This is a genomic window from Acinetobacter sp. MD2(2019) (assembly GCF_035615615.1).
Classification (GTDB): Bacteria; Pseudomonadota; Gammaproteobacteria; order Pseudomonadales; family Moraxellaceae; genus Acinetobacter.
This window is the reverse complement of the sequence record NZ_VTDU01000008.1, coordinates 1-15,768: the sequence shown is the minus strand read 5'-3', so window position 1 is coordinate 15,768 and position 15,768 is coordinate 1. Positions and strand designations below refer to the sequence as shown.

Below are 15,768 nucleotides of genomic sequence, written 5' to 3'. Positions count from 1 at the left end.
CGGTGCAACCGAATATTTTTTCAAGACAACCGCCATCTTTTCGCTCATTTATCATTGCGGTAATTACCTGTTTCGTCATTTTATTTTTTGACTGGCGTATGCCACATGTAATTCAACCTGCAAGGGATGTCTTAAGTGCCGCATATAATCCCATTTATGCGGTTGCAAGTTATCCTGTCATGTCGAGAGAATGGCTGAGTCAGCAGACCAAATCTGAAGAACAATTGCGCCGTGAAAACACTGCATTACGTGCAGAGTTATTACAAGGGCAGGTGCGTCTACAAAAATTATCTGAACTTTCTGCTGAAAATACCCGTTTACGTGGTTTGCTCGATACGCCATTAATTATTGATGGGCGCATGGATATTGCAGAAGTGATTGGTACCGACGCCGATCCACTCAGACACATTATTGTGATTAATCGCGGTACAGCCGATCATTTGCATGAAGGGCAAGTCGTGCTTGATGATAAAGGCATTATGGGGCAGATTATTACGGTTTATTCCCATAGCGCGCGCGTATTGTTGTTATCCGATAAAGAAAGCTCGTTGTCTGCACGAATTGAACGCACAGGTATGCGCGCAATTATTTCAGGCACTGGCGATTCAGGTCAATTGCAAATGCAATATGTGCCAACCAGTGCCGATATTGTTGTTGGCGATCGGGTGTATAGTTCTGGCTTAGGCGAGCATTTTCCTGCAGGTTACCTGATTGGAATTGTCGCGAATATTCAGCGGCACAATTCGGGTGAGTTTGCAAAAATTGAGGTGACACCGGCTGCGCAGCTTTCTGGTGGACATTATGTGGTCGTGTTATTTTCAGATACTTTAGCGAAGGAACAACCCTATGTTAACCGCTAATTATCGACCGAAAACAAATAAAGATCCGCTGATTGCAATTGCAATTTCAATTGTGATCGCGTCTATTCTCAGCATCTATCCATTATCTTACGATGCGTCAGCATGGCGACCCGCCATTATGCTATTGGTTGTGATGTATTGGACTTTATGCCAACCCGTTTGGTGTGGCGTTTGGTTCGCATTTGGAATGGGCGTCTTTACTGATTTACTCATTGATGCGCCCTTAGGGCAAAATGCATTAATTTTCGTATTGCTGACCTTTGCGGCGCGTTTTTTTGTGCGTGAGCGTCGTATTCTCACTTTTTTAAATTTATGGGTCATTGCCTTTTTGGCAACGGTTGCGTATCTACTTTTCCTTTGGGTAACGCAAGTGATGGTGGGTATTAATTACCCGATGATGCGTCGCTGGCCACCGTTGATCAGTAGTGCTTTAATTTGGCCCATACTGTATTATTGTTTGAAACGATGGCGCGTTTAATTCTCGCCTCGAGTTCTCCACGCCGTCAAGAGCTGTTAAAGCAGCTTGGACTCGAATTTGAAATTTGCAGTCCTGAAATTGATGAAATAGTACAACGTGAAGAAACCGCCACTGAATATGTCGAACGCTTGGCTAAACAAAAGGCGCATGCCGTATGGCAGCAATTCCCTAATGCAACTATTATTGCTGCCGATACCTGCCTTTCTTTAGATAATGAAATTATTGGTAAGCCGCTCAATAAAGCGCATGCTTTTGAAATTTGGCAAAAATTATCTGGGCGTATGCATGATGTGTTGACTGGTGTCTGTGTAATGAATGCATTGACAACATCCAGCCAAGTGGTAAAAACACAGGTTCAGTTTCAAATATTAACGCCGCATGATATGGAATATTATTGGGCAAGCAAAGAGCCGCAAGACAAAGCCGGCGGCTATGCAATACAGGGGATTGCTGCGCAGTTTATCCCTCAAATTGTCGGTAGTTATACCAATGTAGTGGGCTTGCCATTGCATGAAACAGCAGCATTATTAAAAGCGATTAATGTACTAAACTAATTGCTTTAAAAGAATTCTTAAAATGTTTTTGAGTTGCTTATGTCAGATGAACTGCTGATTAATGTCACGCCGATGGAGTGTCGCGTTGCATTAATTCAAAATGGTACGGTCAATGAATTGTATGTTGAACGAACAGTAAAACGGGGTTTGGTCGGCAATATCTACAAAGGTAAAGTGGTGCGTGTTTTACCGGGTATGCAGGCTGCCTTTGTCGATATTGGCTTATCGCGTACGGCTTTTTTACATATTAATGATATGGTCTGGCCGCGTTCACAGCCCATTCCGAATGTGTTTGAATTACTGCAACCCGGGCAGACCTTAACCGTACAAGTCATGAAAGACATGTTGGGGACTAAAGGCGCGCGCTTAAGTACCGATCTTTCTATTCCATCGCGTTATTTGGTGTTAATGCCTTTTGGGAATCATATTGGCGTTTCACAGCGCATTGAATCTGAAGAAGAGCGCGAACGCTTGCGCTCAATTATTGAAAATATCCAAACTGAATTTAAGTTACCCGGCAGTGTTATTGTTCGTACCGCAGCCGACGGGATTGATGAAGCATCTATTGTGCAGGATATGGCGTATTTAGCCAAACTTTGGGAATATATTCAGCGTAAACAGCGCAGTGTAGTGGTTCCTTCGCTTATTTTTGAAGAGCTGCCATTACCTGAGCGGATTATTCGTGATTTGGCTAATGAAAATACGCATAAAATTTATATCGATTCGCGTGAAATTTATAACAAATTAAAAGAATTTATTGGCGACTTTATGCCTGAAATGATCAATCGTTTGATTCATTATCCCGGCGAGCGTCCATTATTTGATTTATATAATGTCGAAGAAGATATTCAAAAAGCCTTACAAACTCGAGTGGAGTTAAAATCGGGTGGCTATTTAATGATTGACCAAACCGAAGCAATGGCCACCATTGATGTAAATACGGGCTCTTACGTGGGCGGTCGCAGCTTAGAAGATACGGTCTTTAAAACCAATATGGAAGCCACTGAAGTCATTGCACGTCAGTTACGCTTACGTAATTTGGGAGGCATTATTATCATCGACTTTATTGATATGCAAGAAGCTGTGCATCGCGATGAAGTGATGAAACAGTTTGAGCGTATGCTTGAGCGTGATTATGCTAAAACCAAAATTACGCAAGTGTCTGAATTGGGTTTGGTTGAAATGACCCGTAAGCGAACTCGAGAATCTTTAGAACATTTGTTGTGTGAGTCCTGCCCAACCTGTCAGGGACGTGGTTTTGTGAAAACCGCTGAGACAATTTGTTATGAAATATTTCGCGAAATCATGCGTTATGCGCGCGCATATCAGTCTCAAACCGGATTTACTGTGGTTGCAAACCCAATGGTGATTGACCGATTGTTAACAGCCGAAGCACCTGCAGTGGCCGATTTAGAGCACTTTATTAGCCGAATCATTAAATTTCAGGTGGAAAACCTATATACGCAAGAGCAATACGATATCATTTTAAGTTAAAGTTGTAACAAGATATCGCTTAAGCCTTGTTACAACTGGGATTTTACTTTTGCATCGCATTTTTCATACTATAGTTCTAGGTTTTAGCCAAAGACATTTTGTCTTAGCCACGGGGAGGAAATTATGCAAATCTGTGAAGAAAAAACAGTCCATACACATGCTCAAGATGCATCAGATCATCATGCAACAAAAAATGATTGCTATATGGTCGATGAGCAAGGTAAAGAAGTGCCAATTACATCATCAATGGTACAAGATGTATGTATTGAACTTTTAAAATTATGTCGTACAGTCAATCATTAATCGCTAAAGGGATAGCATTGATCCCTTTAGCCGATGTCACCAGCAAAGACTTATTCAGTATGAACAGGGATGTTCTGATTTAACCCCAAAGAGTCTTCATAACATTGAATGGCTTGTTCTAATAAAACCAATAGATTTTGAACTTTAGGTAATGCTTTACGGCATGCCACAATTCCAACTTCAAGCTTATCTAAATAACTGGTGAGTGTAATATTCAGCGCTTGACCATCGAACACCACCGAAGCAGGATACAGCGCTTCAAGCTTGGCACCATTCCAATAAAGCGGTTCTCTTGGGCCTGCAACATTTGAAATCACTAAATTGAATGCCTGATGTTTTGGCATCATGCCCGATAAAATATTTAGTCCAGCTGCAGCATACACAAACGCGCTATAACTTAAAATTTGGCTTGAGGTCATGCGCTGAAAACGCATTTTGGAGTTTTTAACGCTTCTCGATATGATTTTTGCGCGTTCAATCGGGTCGGCAACGTGTGTCGCTAAATTGGCTAAAATCATGGTAATGCGATTACTCAGGTCTGAATCATCATTACGGATAGATGTTGGAACCATGGCAATCAGTGGTTTGCTCGGTAAGCTGTCTAAACTCATTAAATATTCGCGTAACGCAGTTGAACATACCGCCAGTACAATATCATTTAAAGTCATATCTAAAGCTTTGGCGATGCGTCTGAAGCGTTCAAACTCGAAAGATTGCGCGGCAAAACGGCGTGAGGCAGTTACACGTTGGTTTAAAATGCTTGCAGGAGCTTGGAAGCTCGACACATAATCGGGGTTAGAGCGGCGTTCTTGAACGGCATGATACAGTTCGCTAAATACCGCAGGTGTTGCGGTCACTTGCTGTTTAATGTTGCTGGTTGTTTGTGATAAACGACGAATCAAGTTTGGCTTTTTAACTTTTTCTTTGCGACTGTCGATACACCAAGGCGGCACAATGCTGCGTATATTAGGGTCTTTCGCAAACGACTTTTCCATTAAGCGCATACTGGCCACACCATCCACCATGGCATGGTGAATTTTAAAGTACATGGCAAAACGATTGTTTTCGATGCCTTCAATAATGCTACATGTCCATAACGGCTTGGCGCGGTCGAGCAAAGTTGCATGTTCTTGAGAGATATAAATTAATAACTCACGAATGCGTCCTGGATGCGGCAGCGCAATATGACGAAAATGATGATCTAAATCGAATTCTTGATCTTCATCCCAAAATAAACCATTCATGCGGTTGTTGAACGGTGGTAGGGGAATACTTTTTGATTTTCGAATATCTTGTACTAAATCTTGAATATAGGTTGCAGGTGCATCGTCTGGAATTTTAAATAAGAAAAGACCGCCGACATGCATTGGCTGTTGGCGCTTCTCTAAAGACAGGAAAATAACATCAATCGGGTGTAATGGTCGCATGGGGAGCTGCCTCATTGCTTACGCTATTTGCGTGTGAATCATTTTTTCATTTCTATATCTTCTCAGTATAAACTGAGTCATTGACAAGATAGAAATAAATTAATGACTGATTGCACCAGTTAATTTTTAAACCAGTGCAATGGGCTAAACCATCATTTATTTCTTTAAATTTCCAGCATGTAAACCACACTCTTTGTGCGTTGCTTCTTCCCACCACCAACGACCTTCACGTTCATGTTGATTCGGCAGTACTGCGCGAGTACACGGTTCACAGCCAATAGAAATAAAACCACGTTCATGCAATGGATTGTATGGAATTTCCATCATGCGAATATAATTCCAAACATCGGCACTCGACCAATTTGCCAGTGGATTATATTTAATGAGCTGTTTATTTGGCCCTGAAAAACCGATATCAGATTGAATCACCGGAATGTCATTACGTGTGCCCGGGCTTTGGTCTTTACGTTGTCCCGTCACCCAACCATCGAGGGTGGCTAATTTTTTACGTAACGGCTGCACTTTACGAACGCCACAGCATTCTTGGTGACCATCTTCAAAAAAGCTGAATAAGCCTTTTTCTTTGACAAAATTTTGCACTGCATCGGCTTCAGGGAAACACACTTCAATATCAATTTTATAAAATTTACGTACTTGTTCTAAAAACTGATAGGTTTCTGGATGCAACCGCCCCGTATCAAGGCTAAATACGCGAAAAGGTTTACGCAAACGATAAGCCATATCTATGAGTACAACGTCTTCTGCACCCGAAAAAGAAATCGCTACTTCACCATGTTGATTCAGTGCCAGTTCTAAAATTTCAGAGGGAGATTTTTCTGCATAGTCAGCAGCAAGTGCATCAATAAGGTCAATAGTGGGAATTGTGTCGGTCATGATGGTTCCTGGCTGTCAGCTTGGATGCTAGAGTGCAGATGGGTGTTAAATCTCAAATATTGTAAATTAAATCATAAAATTTGCTTAGCATTAAAAATGGCAAGCTTATCAATAAAAATGATTTATTTGATTGAAATCATACAGCAAATTGCCAATTTATAGCAAAATGTGCGGATAATATGTTGAGAATTCAACGGTTTTTTATGCTTGAATTATGTAGCCGATGAACAAAGAATGTAGTCTTAGTCAAAATGTACTTCTATAATGTGAAGTTATGCTTGTTTTGATGTGTTAATTAACTTATATGATGCTTTTTACTCAACAGTCTGAAACACAAGGGCGATGGATTAGTGTCATTGCCTTGGCTTTGGCGGCATTTATCTTTAATACCACCGAATTTGTTCCTGTTGCATTACTTTCAGATATTGCGCAAAGTTTTTCCATGCAGCCTGCACAAGTGGGGGTGATGCTCACCATTTATGCTTGGGTGGTGGCTTTGGTGTCTTTACCGATGATGCTGCTGACCAAAAATATGGAACGAAAGCATTTGCTGCTTGCCATTTTTGTGGTGTTTATTTTTAGCCATATTTTGTCGAGCTTTGCTTCAAACTTTTTAATTTTATTGATTGCGCGGATTGGTATTGCATTCTCGCATGCCATTTTCTGGTCAATTACTGCGTCTTTAGCTGTTCGTGTGGCGCCTGCTGGAAAAGGCGTGCAAGCACTTGGTTTACTCTCGACCGGCACGGTATTGGCGTTGGTGCTTGGCATCCCGTTTGGTCGGGTGATTGGTGAAATGTTTGGTTGGCGTAATACGTTTGGATTAATTGCACTATTGGCTGCCATTACCACGCTGATTTTAGCCAAAACCTTACCCAAATTACCAAGTCAAAATTCTGGTTCAATCCGTAGTTTAGGCATCTTGTTTAAACGACCGGCCTTATTATTGTTGTTTGTGAGCACGGTATTTGTCATTACGGCACAGTTCACCGCTTATAGTTACATTGAACCCTTTGCGATGACTGTGGCACATATGAGTTCCTCACAAACCACATCTTTGTTGTTGCTTTATGGTGGTTCAGGCATTTTAGGTTCAATTTTATTTAGTCGGTTTAGTCGTAACAAAGAGCAATGGTTTGTTGTGGGTTCATGTTTTGCGATTGGTTTAAGCATGTTTTTGCTATTGCCGTTATCTTATAGCTTTTCAAGTTTAGCCGCTTTAACCATAATGTGGGGCATTGCAATTATGAGCTTTGGTTTGGTGATGCAAGCCAAAGTTCTTCAATTCGCCTCAGATGCAACTGATGTTGCAATGTCTATTTATTCAGGACTATACAATGTCGGTATCGGTGGCGGAGCATTACTGGGCAGTATTGTGAGTTTAAAAGCCGGTTTAAGTGTGATTGGTTGGGTCGGGGTAAGCGTTGCCTGTGTCGGCTTATTGTTCTGTATTGCATTAATTTTGCGACCAGAATTTAAGACCAAGCTATAGTCAATAAAAAGCCTATCTTAGAGCAAGATAGGCTTTAAATAATGCAGTTATATTTTTAGCTTCTAAAAAGAATAAGTTTTTAACCTGTTAGAGTTTCACCCAAGTTTTATGTTCTTGCTGTTTTTCTAAGGTAAATGTAAAGCCATCGTCAGTACGGACCAAATAACAATTTGGGAAGTCTTGTTCTACTTTAAAGACCGTGCCTTGTGTAAAGTGAATGGGTGAGCAGCCTTCTTTTTCGAGTGTAATTGCTTCGATTAATTCAATGATGTCAGCCATAATAACGTCCTAAATAAAAGCCTAAAAATACTTTAAAGATAATATTATTTTAACACTTAATAGACCAAATGGTATAAAACCAGTCACGTATAATGGTGCTTAAACATGAGCTGTACGAATGTATGTACTATAAACACCCTAGATTAATTGCGATAAATAGCGTTGCTCATTTAGACCAAATGATCGTTAAGATTACATAAAACTGCGCAGCCTGAGGGACTTGAACCCACGTCGGTCGCTTAGGAGGCAACTGCTCTATCCAGTTAAGCTAAGGCCGCGTGACAGCTCCACTTTAGCTTAAATAACGGCAAAAAAAAAGTTATTGCTAGGCAATAACTTTTTAAAAATAATCAAGATATTATTTTTAGTGCTTGAAAGCTGAATACTGTGCTTATGCGTTTTTGTTTTTAAGGATTTTAAACAAAACGAACATTGCTACAATCCAAACAGGAATCATAATCACCGATTCTTTAAAGCCTTGTTTCCACATAATAAACAGTACAAGTGCGATAAAAATCAACACAATATAGTTGGTTAAAGGATAGAGGAAAGATGGATAAAGTGTCTTTACGCCTTCAGCATTAAGTACTTTTTTGAAGTTTAGATGGGTTAAAGCAATCATCGCCCAGTTCAGAACCAATGCACCAACGACAATATACATTAAATGCCCTAACGCATCTTCAGGCACAAAATAGTTCAGCAATACGCAACCAAAAATAAGCAATGCTGAAAATAATACTGCAGGAATAGGTACACCTTGTTTATTTACTTTCAGAAATACTTTAGGTGCATTGCCTTGTTCAGCTAAACCAAACAGCATACGGCTATTGGCATACATACCACTGTTATAAACAGAAAGCGCCGCTGTTAAGATAATAAAGTTGAGAATACTTGCAGCCCAACCAATGCCCAGTTGGCTAAAAATCATCACAAATGGACTTTTATCTAAACCGCCTAGTTCTAATTTATCCCAAGGAACAAGAGAGAGTAAAACAGTTAAAGAACCCACGTAGAAAATAAGTACGCGGAAAACCACTTGGTTAATCGCTTTGGGAATGGTTTTTTCTGGATCTTCAGCTTCAGCCGCGGCCATACCAATCAGTTCAATACCGCCAAAGGCAAACATGATAAAGGCGAGCATATAAAAAAGCCCATCAAAACCTTTTGGAAAGAAGCCACCATGCGTCCATAAGTTGGTAATGCTTGAACCAGAACTTGGGTCTGAAGTCATTAAAAGCACAACGCCAAAAATAATCATGGCAATGACCGCAGTGACCTTAATAATAGACAACCAAAATTCAGATTCACCATAGAATTTGACATTGCCAAGATTGACCAAGGTAATTACGACAAAGAAGAATAATACAGACGCCCATGCTGGAATAAATGGCCACCAGTAATTAATATATTTCGCAACGGCCGTTAATTCAGACATAGCCACTAAAATATATAAAATCCAGTAGTTCCAGCCAGACATAAAGCCTGGGAAATTGCCCCAATATTTATAGGCAAAGTGGCTAAAAGAACCGGTGGTTGGTTCGTGGACGATCATTTCCCCAAGTTGGCGCATAATTAAAAATGCAATTAAACCGCCAATGGCATAACCTAAAATAATAGATGGACCAGCAGACTGGATGACTTGCGCAGAACCTAAAAAAAGACCTGTTCCAATGGCTCCGCCCATGGCTATGAGCTGGATGTGGCGGTTTTTTAGGCCTCGCTGAAGTTGTGTTTTATTACTCACGTGTCTTACAGCTCGAGATAGAATTTCTTGGATTGTAATGGATTGGTAATATTTCGCCTAGCATCTATACAATTTTAAATTGACTCGAGGTTAATTTTTTTTGCTTTAGAACTAACCAATAAATTGCTAATCCACATGAAAAGTCATCATCATCGATAAGCAAAAATGAATATCTAAGTTGAATCTTTTGCGAGGCTTTGCAATACAAGAACGATTGGCGAAAGATAATTTTGAAAAAACTGCGCATACAGGCGATAATATTTTTATTTTTGAGAAGATCTCATGACCATCCCAGCTTGTCCGCAATGTCAGTCTGAATACACATATGTCGATGGCGCGCTTTTTATTTGCCCCGAGTGTAGTCATGAATGGAAAGAAGCTGAGGCACACATTGAGCAAGTAGAAACAATTGTGGATGCGAATGGTAATGCTTTGCAAGATGGTGATACCGTAACTGTAATTAAAGATTTGAAAGTCAAAGGTTCGTCTTTGGTTGTGAAAGTCGGCACCAAAGTGAAAGGCATTCGTTTAGTGCTAGATGCGTCAGATGGCCACAATATCGATTGTAAAATTACTGGCATCGGTGCGATGAAGCTTAAATCTGAATTTGTGAAAAAATCTTAATTAGATCATTAGATCGACAGAGGCGAATGTGTCAGCGACTACACCCGTTTTTGCAGATGTTTTAAAATCTGCCCAACAAAAAATTCAACAGGATTTAACCACTGCTTTGGATGCTTTTGGACTTCCTGAACCCTTAAAAGGCGCCGTGCATCATGCGGTGATGTTAGGGGGTAAACGGGTGCGTCCGGCACTATGTTATGCAACAGCAACATTACAGCCCAACCCGAATATGGCTGCTGTGCGCCGTGCGGCTGTGGCGGTTGAATTGATTCATTGTTATTCATTGGTGCATGACGATTTACCTTCAATGGACAACGACTCTTTACGCCGAGGGCAACCGACGTGTCATATTGCCTTTGGTGAAAGTACGGCATTGTTGGCGGGAGATGTATTGCAGTCGATGGCGTATGAAGTGTTGTCAAGCCGATTGTTCGATCAAGGGATTGCGGTCGATCAGCAGATTATGTTTAAACAAATACAAATTTTAGCAACCTCAAGTTCTAAAATGGTTTGTGGGCAAGTGCTTGATTTAGAGTCGGAAGGTAAGCAGATTGACCAAGAAATGCTTGAAAATATTCATCGTAATAAAACCGGTGCGCTCATTCAGGCCGCAATTATGATGTCTGCCGTGACCTTATTTAAGGGCACAGATGTGTCGATTTCAAAATTACGCCAATTTGGTCAAGCCATTGGCTTAGCATTTCAAGTGCAAGATGATATTCTGGATATTACCGCAGACACCAGCGTATTGGGCAAAACTGCAGGCAAAGATATGCAAGTTGAAAAATCGACCTATCCAGCGTTATTGGGATTAACTCAAGCGCAAGAATATGCTCAGCAATTACATGATCAAGCTATAGAAGCATTATCGTATTTTGGGGATGATGCAAAACAATTATTAGACATTACGCAATTTTTATTGGCAAGAAATCATTAACTGATTGAAACGTAAGTTTATTTTTATTTTCAAGCATTGAGCCATCAATGACTCAATGCATAGCGTGAAAAATTTAAGCGGAAGGTGGCGTTTTGCCCATAATACCGCGAATGGTATTAAGCACGTCGGCAGGTAAAACCACAGTTTTCGCGTTATTCGATTTCGCCATGTCTTGCATGGCTTTAATGTATTGCTCACCCAATAAGTAGGCGATAGGGGTTTCTTTTTCGCCCACTGCAGCACTAATCATGGTAATGGCTTGTTTTGAGGCTTCGGCCAATACCACTTGTGCTTCGGCATCTCGGCGAGAGGCTTCTAAACGGCCATCGGCTTCTAAAATAGCGGCTTGTTTTTCACCATCGGCACGGGTCACCGTTGCTCGGCGTTGACGCTCTGCCGCCGCTTGTGCCTCCATGGCTGCTTGCATGGTTGAAGATGGCTGAATATCTTGAATCTCTACTGTTTTTAGGGTAATTCCCCAATCTGCAATATCATCTGAAATGGCAGCTTTAAGTTTAGCTTTAATATGGTCGCGTGAAGAAAGCGCATCATCTAAATCCATTTCACCGACAATTGAACGTAATGCAGTTTGAACCAAGTTTTGAATAGCCCAATTAAAGTTTTCAATGCCATATACGGCCTTTTCTGGCGTAGTTAAATTAATGTAAGCCACCGCATTCATGACCAGTACCGCATTGTCTCGGGTAATTACTTCTTGAGACGGAATATCTAAGACAATGTCTTTGGTGGTAATTTTATAAGCCACTTCATCTACATACGGAATAACGAAGTTTAAGCCCGGATTGAGGGTAACGTGATATTTCCCTAAACGCTGTACGATCCATTTATAGCCTTGTGGAACAATACGGACACCTTTAAAAATGGTGATCCCTACAAAAACCAATAGGGCAAGCATGATGATGGTTAAATTCATGATCTTCTTCCTAATTTATTGTGTTTATAGAGCGATACGGTTGTATAACTAAGTCGTTACCTAAAATATCAATTACACTGACGCGATCGCCTACGGCAACAGGAACCATCGTTCGACAGATCCATTCGTCTGCACCTAAAACAGGTACAGGAAAACGTACTTTTACTTGTTCGTGGCTAAGTCCGGTTTGAATAACCATTCCAATTTGGCCAATTGTGGCTTCACGGGGTAATCCTGCTTTGGTTTTATCAACAGACAACGGTTTAATAAACTTAAACCAAAGAAGGGTGCATAAAATGGACAGGATGATCCATGTAATTAGTTGAACACTGAGGCCCATCCAAGGAAATAACCACAACAACAGACTGACCATAATTGCTGCAATACCAAACCAAAGGGCAGCAAATGCAGGTAAAATTAACTCACATAACATGAGTGCCACACCGACTACGAACCAATGCCATGGTTCTAATATAAGCGTCATAGCGCGCCTCTATCTAAGTGTTATTAAATTATAGAAATAATGAGTATCAAAGAGTATAACATAAAACCAGATGATTAAAAGATGATCTTTTGTTGATCATCTTTTAATGTGAAACCATTTAAATGCTTGGGCGTGGGGCAGGCTTAAACGCTGCAGGGGATTTTTTGAAATTTGCAATTGCGCTTTGAATGAAGTTTATTTTTTGTTGTGCCGCTTGTTCACCCTCTAAAATGGCTGCTTGTCCCGCGGCTAAGTCGAGTGCGCCAATCTGACCTAATTTAGGTTGAATCACCACATTGGCTTGTTTAAGCTCATCATTAATACTTTGCTGCCCCATAATATTAATGGTTTGGTCGAGTAAACCCAGCATGTTGCCAGAACTGCCAGAAGGACGTGCTGAAATATCTACTGCAATCACAATATCTGCGCCCATACTTCGCGCCGTTTTAACAGGGATTGGGCTGACCAAGCCACCATCGACATATTTAACCCCTGCAATGGTTGTTGGCAAAAACACGTTAGGAATACTACACGATGCTCTAACGGCTTGGCCCACATTACCTCGAATAAAAGTCGTTTTTTGCCCATTGTCTAAACGGGTTGCCACCGCAGCAAAACGGATGGGAAATTGTTCCATCGGTTTATTGCTCACTTGGCTATTAATGTAGTTTTGTAGTTTTTGTCCGACAATAAATCCTTGTCGGTTAAGGGTTAAGTCGCGTAAGTCGGACTCTTTAAGCTGTGCTGCAAGTTGTTGCAATTGGTAAGGCGTTTTACCACTGGCATAGAGGCTACCGACAAAACTGCCAGCGCTGGTTCCGGTTACAATTTTAGGTTTAATTCCGTGTGCTTCTAAAACCTTAATTACACCAATATGGGCAAAACCTTTGGCACCGCCACCACCAAGTGCCAGTGCAATGACTGGTTCGCGTGGTTTTACGTTGGGAGGTGGTGTTTTGGTGCCTGTGGTGTCGCAACCAAATAAGCTGATTCCTAATAGCGTTATGCAAGACCAGCGTGCAAATTTAAACATCATACCGTTCAATATTTCTATGCAATCATAAAAGCTGAATCAGAGCAGATTTTAGCCTGATTGACCAGTGAAATTACAAAAAATTATTGTTTCATTTAAAGTTAAATTTATACGTTTAAATTTGAGTGCTGCATCTTTATTGCTCGCGTACTTTGGCTAGAGGATGCACTCTTGTTGATCAAAACTGCTTACAGCGCATTTTTAGATTTTAACTTTTTATTCTGTTTGCTCTGAGTAGATAATAATAAAATATCAGGCAGTATTTTTTAGGATATCATTTGCTACTTTAATTTTTTAGCATAAATTTTGTTATTGCTTTTATCACATGCGGTTTTAAAAATTATTGGATGAAATTTGACCAAATTCGAGGTCAGCATGCTAAAAGCAATCAATTGATTAAAAAGTAATCAATTTTAATGGAGATTTTAAAAAAAAAGCCAAAAGTGCTATTGGAAATACGAAAATTTAAAGTTATGTTTTGTATCAATCTTTAACTTGCTTGTATAGATGTGAATGGAATAAGTAAGAAAGATTAAGTTTATACAAGGATTGTCATAAGTTTGTTATCTTTGTTTGGAATAGTATGAAGACTTCCAAAACAATAAGTTAATTTTTTAATGGAGAAGACACGTGGTCAAGGTTAAAGTTTTATCTGCTTCAGTGGGCGCAGCGTTACTTTTTGGTGCAGTTGGTTCTGCTCAAGCAGCAACAGCGACTCAAGATGTTGCATCATTAAAAGCTCAAGTAGCAGAACTACAACAAATGGTTCAGCAACTTTCTAATCAACAACAAAACCAAGCAGTGCAATTGCAACAACAATCAGAAATTGCAGCAAAAACTGCACCTGTTGCAGCACCAACGGTTGCAAGTGGCAAACCAGGTTGGTTGACACTACCAGACGGTCAAACTCAAGTTAAACTTTACGGTAGCGTTCGTGTAGATGGTACCTATGACCTTAAAGGCAACCCATCAGCAAGTATTTCAAATAACAGCAATGCAGTACCATTAAATTCTGCAAATGCAACTAAAAATAGTATGAATGTGACTGCCGCGACTTCACGTATTGGTTTAGACATTGTTCGTCCAACTGAACACGGCGATTTGACGGGTAAAATTGAAGCTGACTTCATGGGCTCTTCAGGCACAAATGGTAGTGGTGCATTCCGTGTGCGTCATGCTTACTTATCTTTAGGCAACTGGTTGGTTGGTCAAACCACTTCTCCATTTGTAAATGCTGATACAGCACCTGATACAGTCGACTTTAATGGCCCAATGGGTTATGGCGCAACGCGTACAGTACAAGTACGTTACACACAACCTTTAACAGCGAACCAAAAATTATTGGTTGCTTTAGAAGGCGGCGATGTAGATAACTTTAGCGGCGCTACCCAAACTTCTGGCGGCAGCCGTTTTCCTGCTTTAACCGCACGTTATGATGTTGCGACAGCAGATAAAAAAGGCTTGCTACAAGTTCATGCTTTAGCACACGAAAACCGCGTATCAACAAATGATGATAACGATCAAGAAAAATGGGGTTGGGGTGTTGGTCTTGGCGGTAAATATAGCTTAACGCCAAATGATACTGTTTTTGCTAACTATTACCACGTTAAAGGTGATAGCAAATACTTATTGTATGTAAACAACGCATACACAGTGACTGGTGATGGTACAACTACAGATTACACAATTAATCTGGGTGAATACGACACAGGTTTAATTGGTTATGGGCACAAATGGAATCCTCAATGGCGTTCTAATGTAGCTGCTGGTGGTATTTGGTATAAAGACAACGGTACTTACGGTGCTGCTGCAAACAAGAACTTATATAACATTCTTGTGAACAGCTTCTATACTCCGGTTAAAAACCTAGACTTAGGTATGGAATATACCTATGGTCAGCGTAAAACTTTCTCTAGCCAAGAAGGTGATTATTCACGTGTTAACTTAATGGCAAAATATAGCTTCTAATGCCTCGCATTATTGGTTAAGTATTTAAAAAACCACTCATGTATTTGGGTGGTTTTTTTATAAATAGAATGGTAATGCTCCCGCAAATTAAGCGAGTTTAAAAGTAGAAAATCGATTAACCTTTGTCCAAGGAGATTTTCTATGAAAACATCAAAATATTCAGACAGTTTAATCATGAGTATTTTAAAACAAGCTGAATCTGGCACGCCTGTACCGAATCTTTGTCGTGAACACGGTATGAGTACGGCAACGTTCTACAAATG

17 protein-coding genes and 1 tRNA gene are annotated in these 15,768 nt (G+C 40.4%); 10 read left to right on the top strand and 8 right to left on the bottom strand.

Going from position 1 to position 15,768, the window contains the following annotated elements:
• Nucleotides 1–2: 2 nt before the first annotated feature.
• From mreC to I2F62_RS05955, 5 genes are all read left to right on the top strand, one after another.
• Complete coding sequence (mreC, locus tag I2F62_RS05975; RefSeq protein WP_324626111.1) at nt 3–860, top strand: rod shape-determining protein MreC; 858 nt, start codon at nt 3–5, stop codon at nt 858–860.
• Complete coding sequence (gene mreD / locus I2F62_RS05970) at nt 847–1,338, top strand: rod shape-determining protein MreD (protein ID WP_324626110.1); 492 nt, start codon at nt 847–849, stop codon at nt 1,336–1,338. Before mreC ends, mreD begins: the two co-directional genes overlap by 14 nt.
• Nucleotides 1,326–1,892 carry a Maf family nucleotide pyrophosphatase gene (locus tag I2F62_RS05965; protein WP_324626109.1) on the top strand — a complete coding sequence of 189 codons (567 nt, stop codon included), beginning with the start codon at nt 1,326–1,328 and terminating at the stop codon, nt 1,890–1,892. The genes mreD and I2F62_RS05965 overlap by 13 nt, the downstream gene beginning before the upstream one ends.
• Before the next feature lie 39 nt (nt 1,893–1,931).
• The gene (rng, locus tag I2F62_RS05960; protein ID WP_324626108.1) at nt 1,932–3,386 is read left to right on the top strand and encodes a ribonuclease G; all 1,455 of its coding nucleotides are present in this window, start codon (nt 1,932–1,934) and stop codon (nt 3,384–3,386) included.
• Nucleotides 3,387–3,509: 123 nt separating this feature from the next.
• Complete coding sequence (locus I2F62_RS05955; protein WP_324626107.1) at nt 3,510–3,689, top strand: PA1571 family protein; 180 nt, start codon at nt 3,510–3,512, stop codon at nt 3,687–3,689.
• Nucleotides 3,690–3,739: 50 nt separating this feature from the next.
• Here the strand turns inward: I2F62_RS05955 and I2F62_RS05950 are convergent, their stop codons facing one another.
• Together I2F62_RS05950 and I2F62_RS05945 are read right to left on the bottom strand one after the other, a co-directional pair.
• Nucleotides 3,740–5,116, bottom strand: coding sequence for a wax ester/triacylglycerol synthase family O-acyltransferase (locus I2F62_RS05950; protein WP_324626106.1), 1,377 nt, complete (start codon nt 5,114–5,116; stop codon nt 3,740–3,742).
• 156 nt (nt 5,117–5,272) lie between these two features.
• On the bottom strand, nt 5,273–6,010 hold the full coding sequence (locus I2F62_RS05945; RefSeq protein WP_324626105.1) for a phosphoadenylyl-sulfate reductase: 738 nt from the start codon (nt 6,008–6,010) through the stop codon (nt 5,273–5,275).
• Nucleotides 6,011–6,314: 304 nt separating this feature from the next.
• On the opposite strand from I2F62_RS05945, the gene I2F62_RS05940 reads away from it, so the two are divergent.
• Complete coding sequence (locus I2F62_RS05940; protein ID WP_324626104.1) at nt 6,315–7,502, top strand: sugar transporter; 1,188 nt, start codon at nt 6,315–6,317, stop codon at nt 7,500–7,502.
• 87 nt (nt 7,503–7,589) lie between these two features.
• Here I2F62_RS05940 and I2F62_RS05935 read toward each other — a convergent pair whose 3' ends face one another.
• The 3 genes from I2F62_RS05935 to I2F62_RS05925 form a co-directional block, all read right to left on the bottom strand.
• Nucleotides 7,590–7,781, bottom strand: coding sequence for a hypothetical protein (locus I2F62_RS05935; RefSeq protein WP_324626103.1), 192 nt, complete (start codon nt 7,779–7,781; stop codon nt 7,590–7,592).
• 205 nt (nt 7,782–7,986) lie between these two features.
• Nucleotides 7,987–8,059 (bottom strand) — tRNA-Arg (locus tag I2F62_RS05930).
• Nucleotides 8,060–8,172: 113 nt separating this feature from the next.
• Complete coding sequence (locus I2F62_RS05925; RefSeq protein ID WP_324626102.1) at nt 8,173–9,525, bottom strand: amino acid permease; 1,353 nt, start codon at nt 9,523–9,525, stop codon at nt 8,173–8,175.
• 282 nt (nt 9,526–9,807) lie between these two features.
• On the opposite strand from I2F62_RS05925, the gene I2F62_RS05920 reads away from it, so the two are divergent.
• Both I2F62_RS05920 and I2F62_RS05915 read left to right on the top strand, forming a co-directional pair.
• On the top strand, nt 9,808–10,149 hold the full coding sequence (locus I2F62_RS05920; protein WP_324626101.1) for a zinc ribbon domain-containing protein YjdM: 342 nt from the start codon (nt 9,808–9,810) through the stop codon (nt 10,147–10,149).
• Nucleotides 10,150–10,177: 28 nt separating this feature from the next.
• Nucleotides 10,178–11,086 carry a farnesyl diphosphate synthase gene (locus I2F62_RS05915; RefSeq protein ID WP_324626100.1) on the top strand — a complete coding sequence of 303 codons (909 nt, stop codon included), beginning with the start codon at nt 10,178–10,180 and terminating at the stop codon, nt 11,084–11,086.
• Nucleotides 11,087–11,159: 73 nt separating this feature from the next.
• On the opposite strand, the gene I2F62_RS05910 is transcribed toward I2F62_RS05915, so the two are convergent.
• From I2F62_RS05910 to I2F62_RS05900, 3 genes are all read right to left on the bottom strand, one after another.
• Nucleotides 11,160–12,020, bottom strand: a complete 861-nt coding sequence (locus tag I2F62_RS05910) for an SPFH domain-containing protein (protein ID WP_324626099.1) — start codon at nt 12,018–12,020, stop codon at nt 11,160–11,162.
• Between the two features lie 10 nt (nt 12,021–12,030).
• Nucleotides 12,031–12,504, bottom strand: coding sequence for an NfeD family protein (locus I2F62_RS05905; protein ID WP_324626098.1), 474 nt, complete (start codon nt 12,502–12,504; stop codon nt 12,031–12,033).
• A gap of 118 nt (nt 12,505–12,622) precedes the next feature.
• Nucleotides 12,623–13,537 carry a patatin-like phospholipase family protein gene (locus tag I2F62_RS05900; protein WP_324626097.1) on the bottom strand — a complete coding sequence of 305 codons (915 nt, stop codon included), beginning with the start codon at nt 13,535–13,537 and terminating at the stop codon, nt 12,623–12,625.
• 630 nt (nt 13,538–14,167) lie between these two features.
• On the opposite strand from I2F62_RS05900, the gene I2F62_RS05895 reads away from it, so the two are divergent.
• Together I2F62_RS05895 and I2F62_RS05890 are read left to right on the top strand one after the other, a co-directional pair.
• Nucleotides 14,168–15,505, top strand: a complete 1,338-nt coding sequence (locus I2F62_RS05895) for a DcaP family trimeric outer membrane transporter (RefSeq protein ID WP_420713730.1) — start codon at nt 14,168–14,170, stop codon at nt 15,503–15,505.
• Nucleotides 15,506–15,646: 141 nt separating this feature from the next.
• Nucleotides 15,647–15,768, top strand: a 122-nt coding sequence (locus I2F62_RS05890; protein WP_324626190.1) for a transposase, incomplete at its 3' end; no start/stop codon positions are given.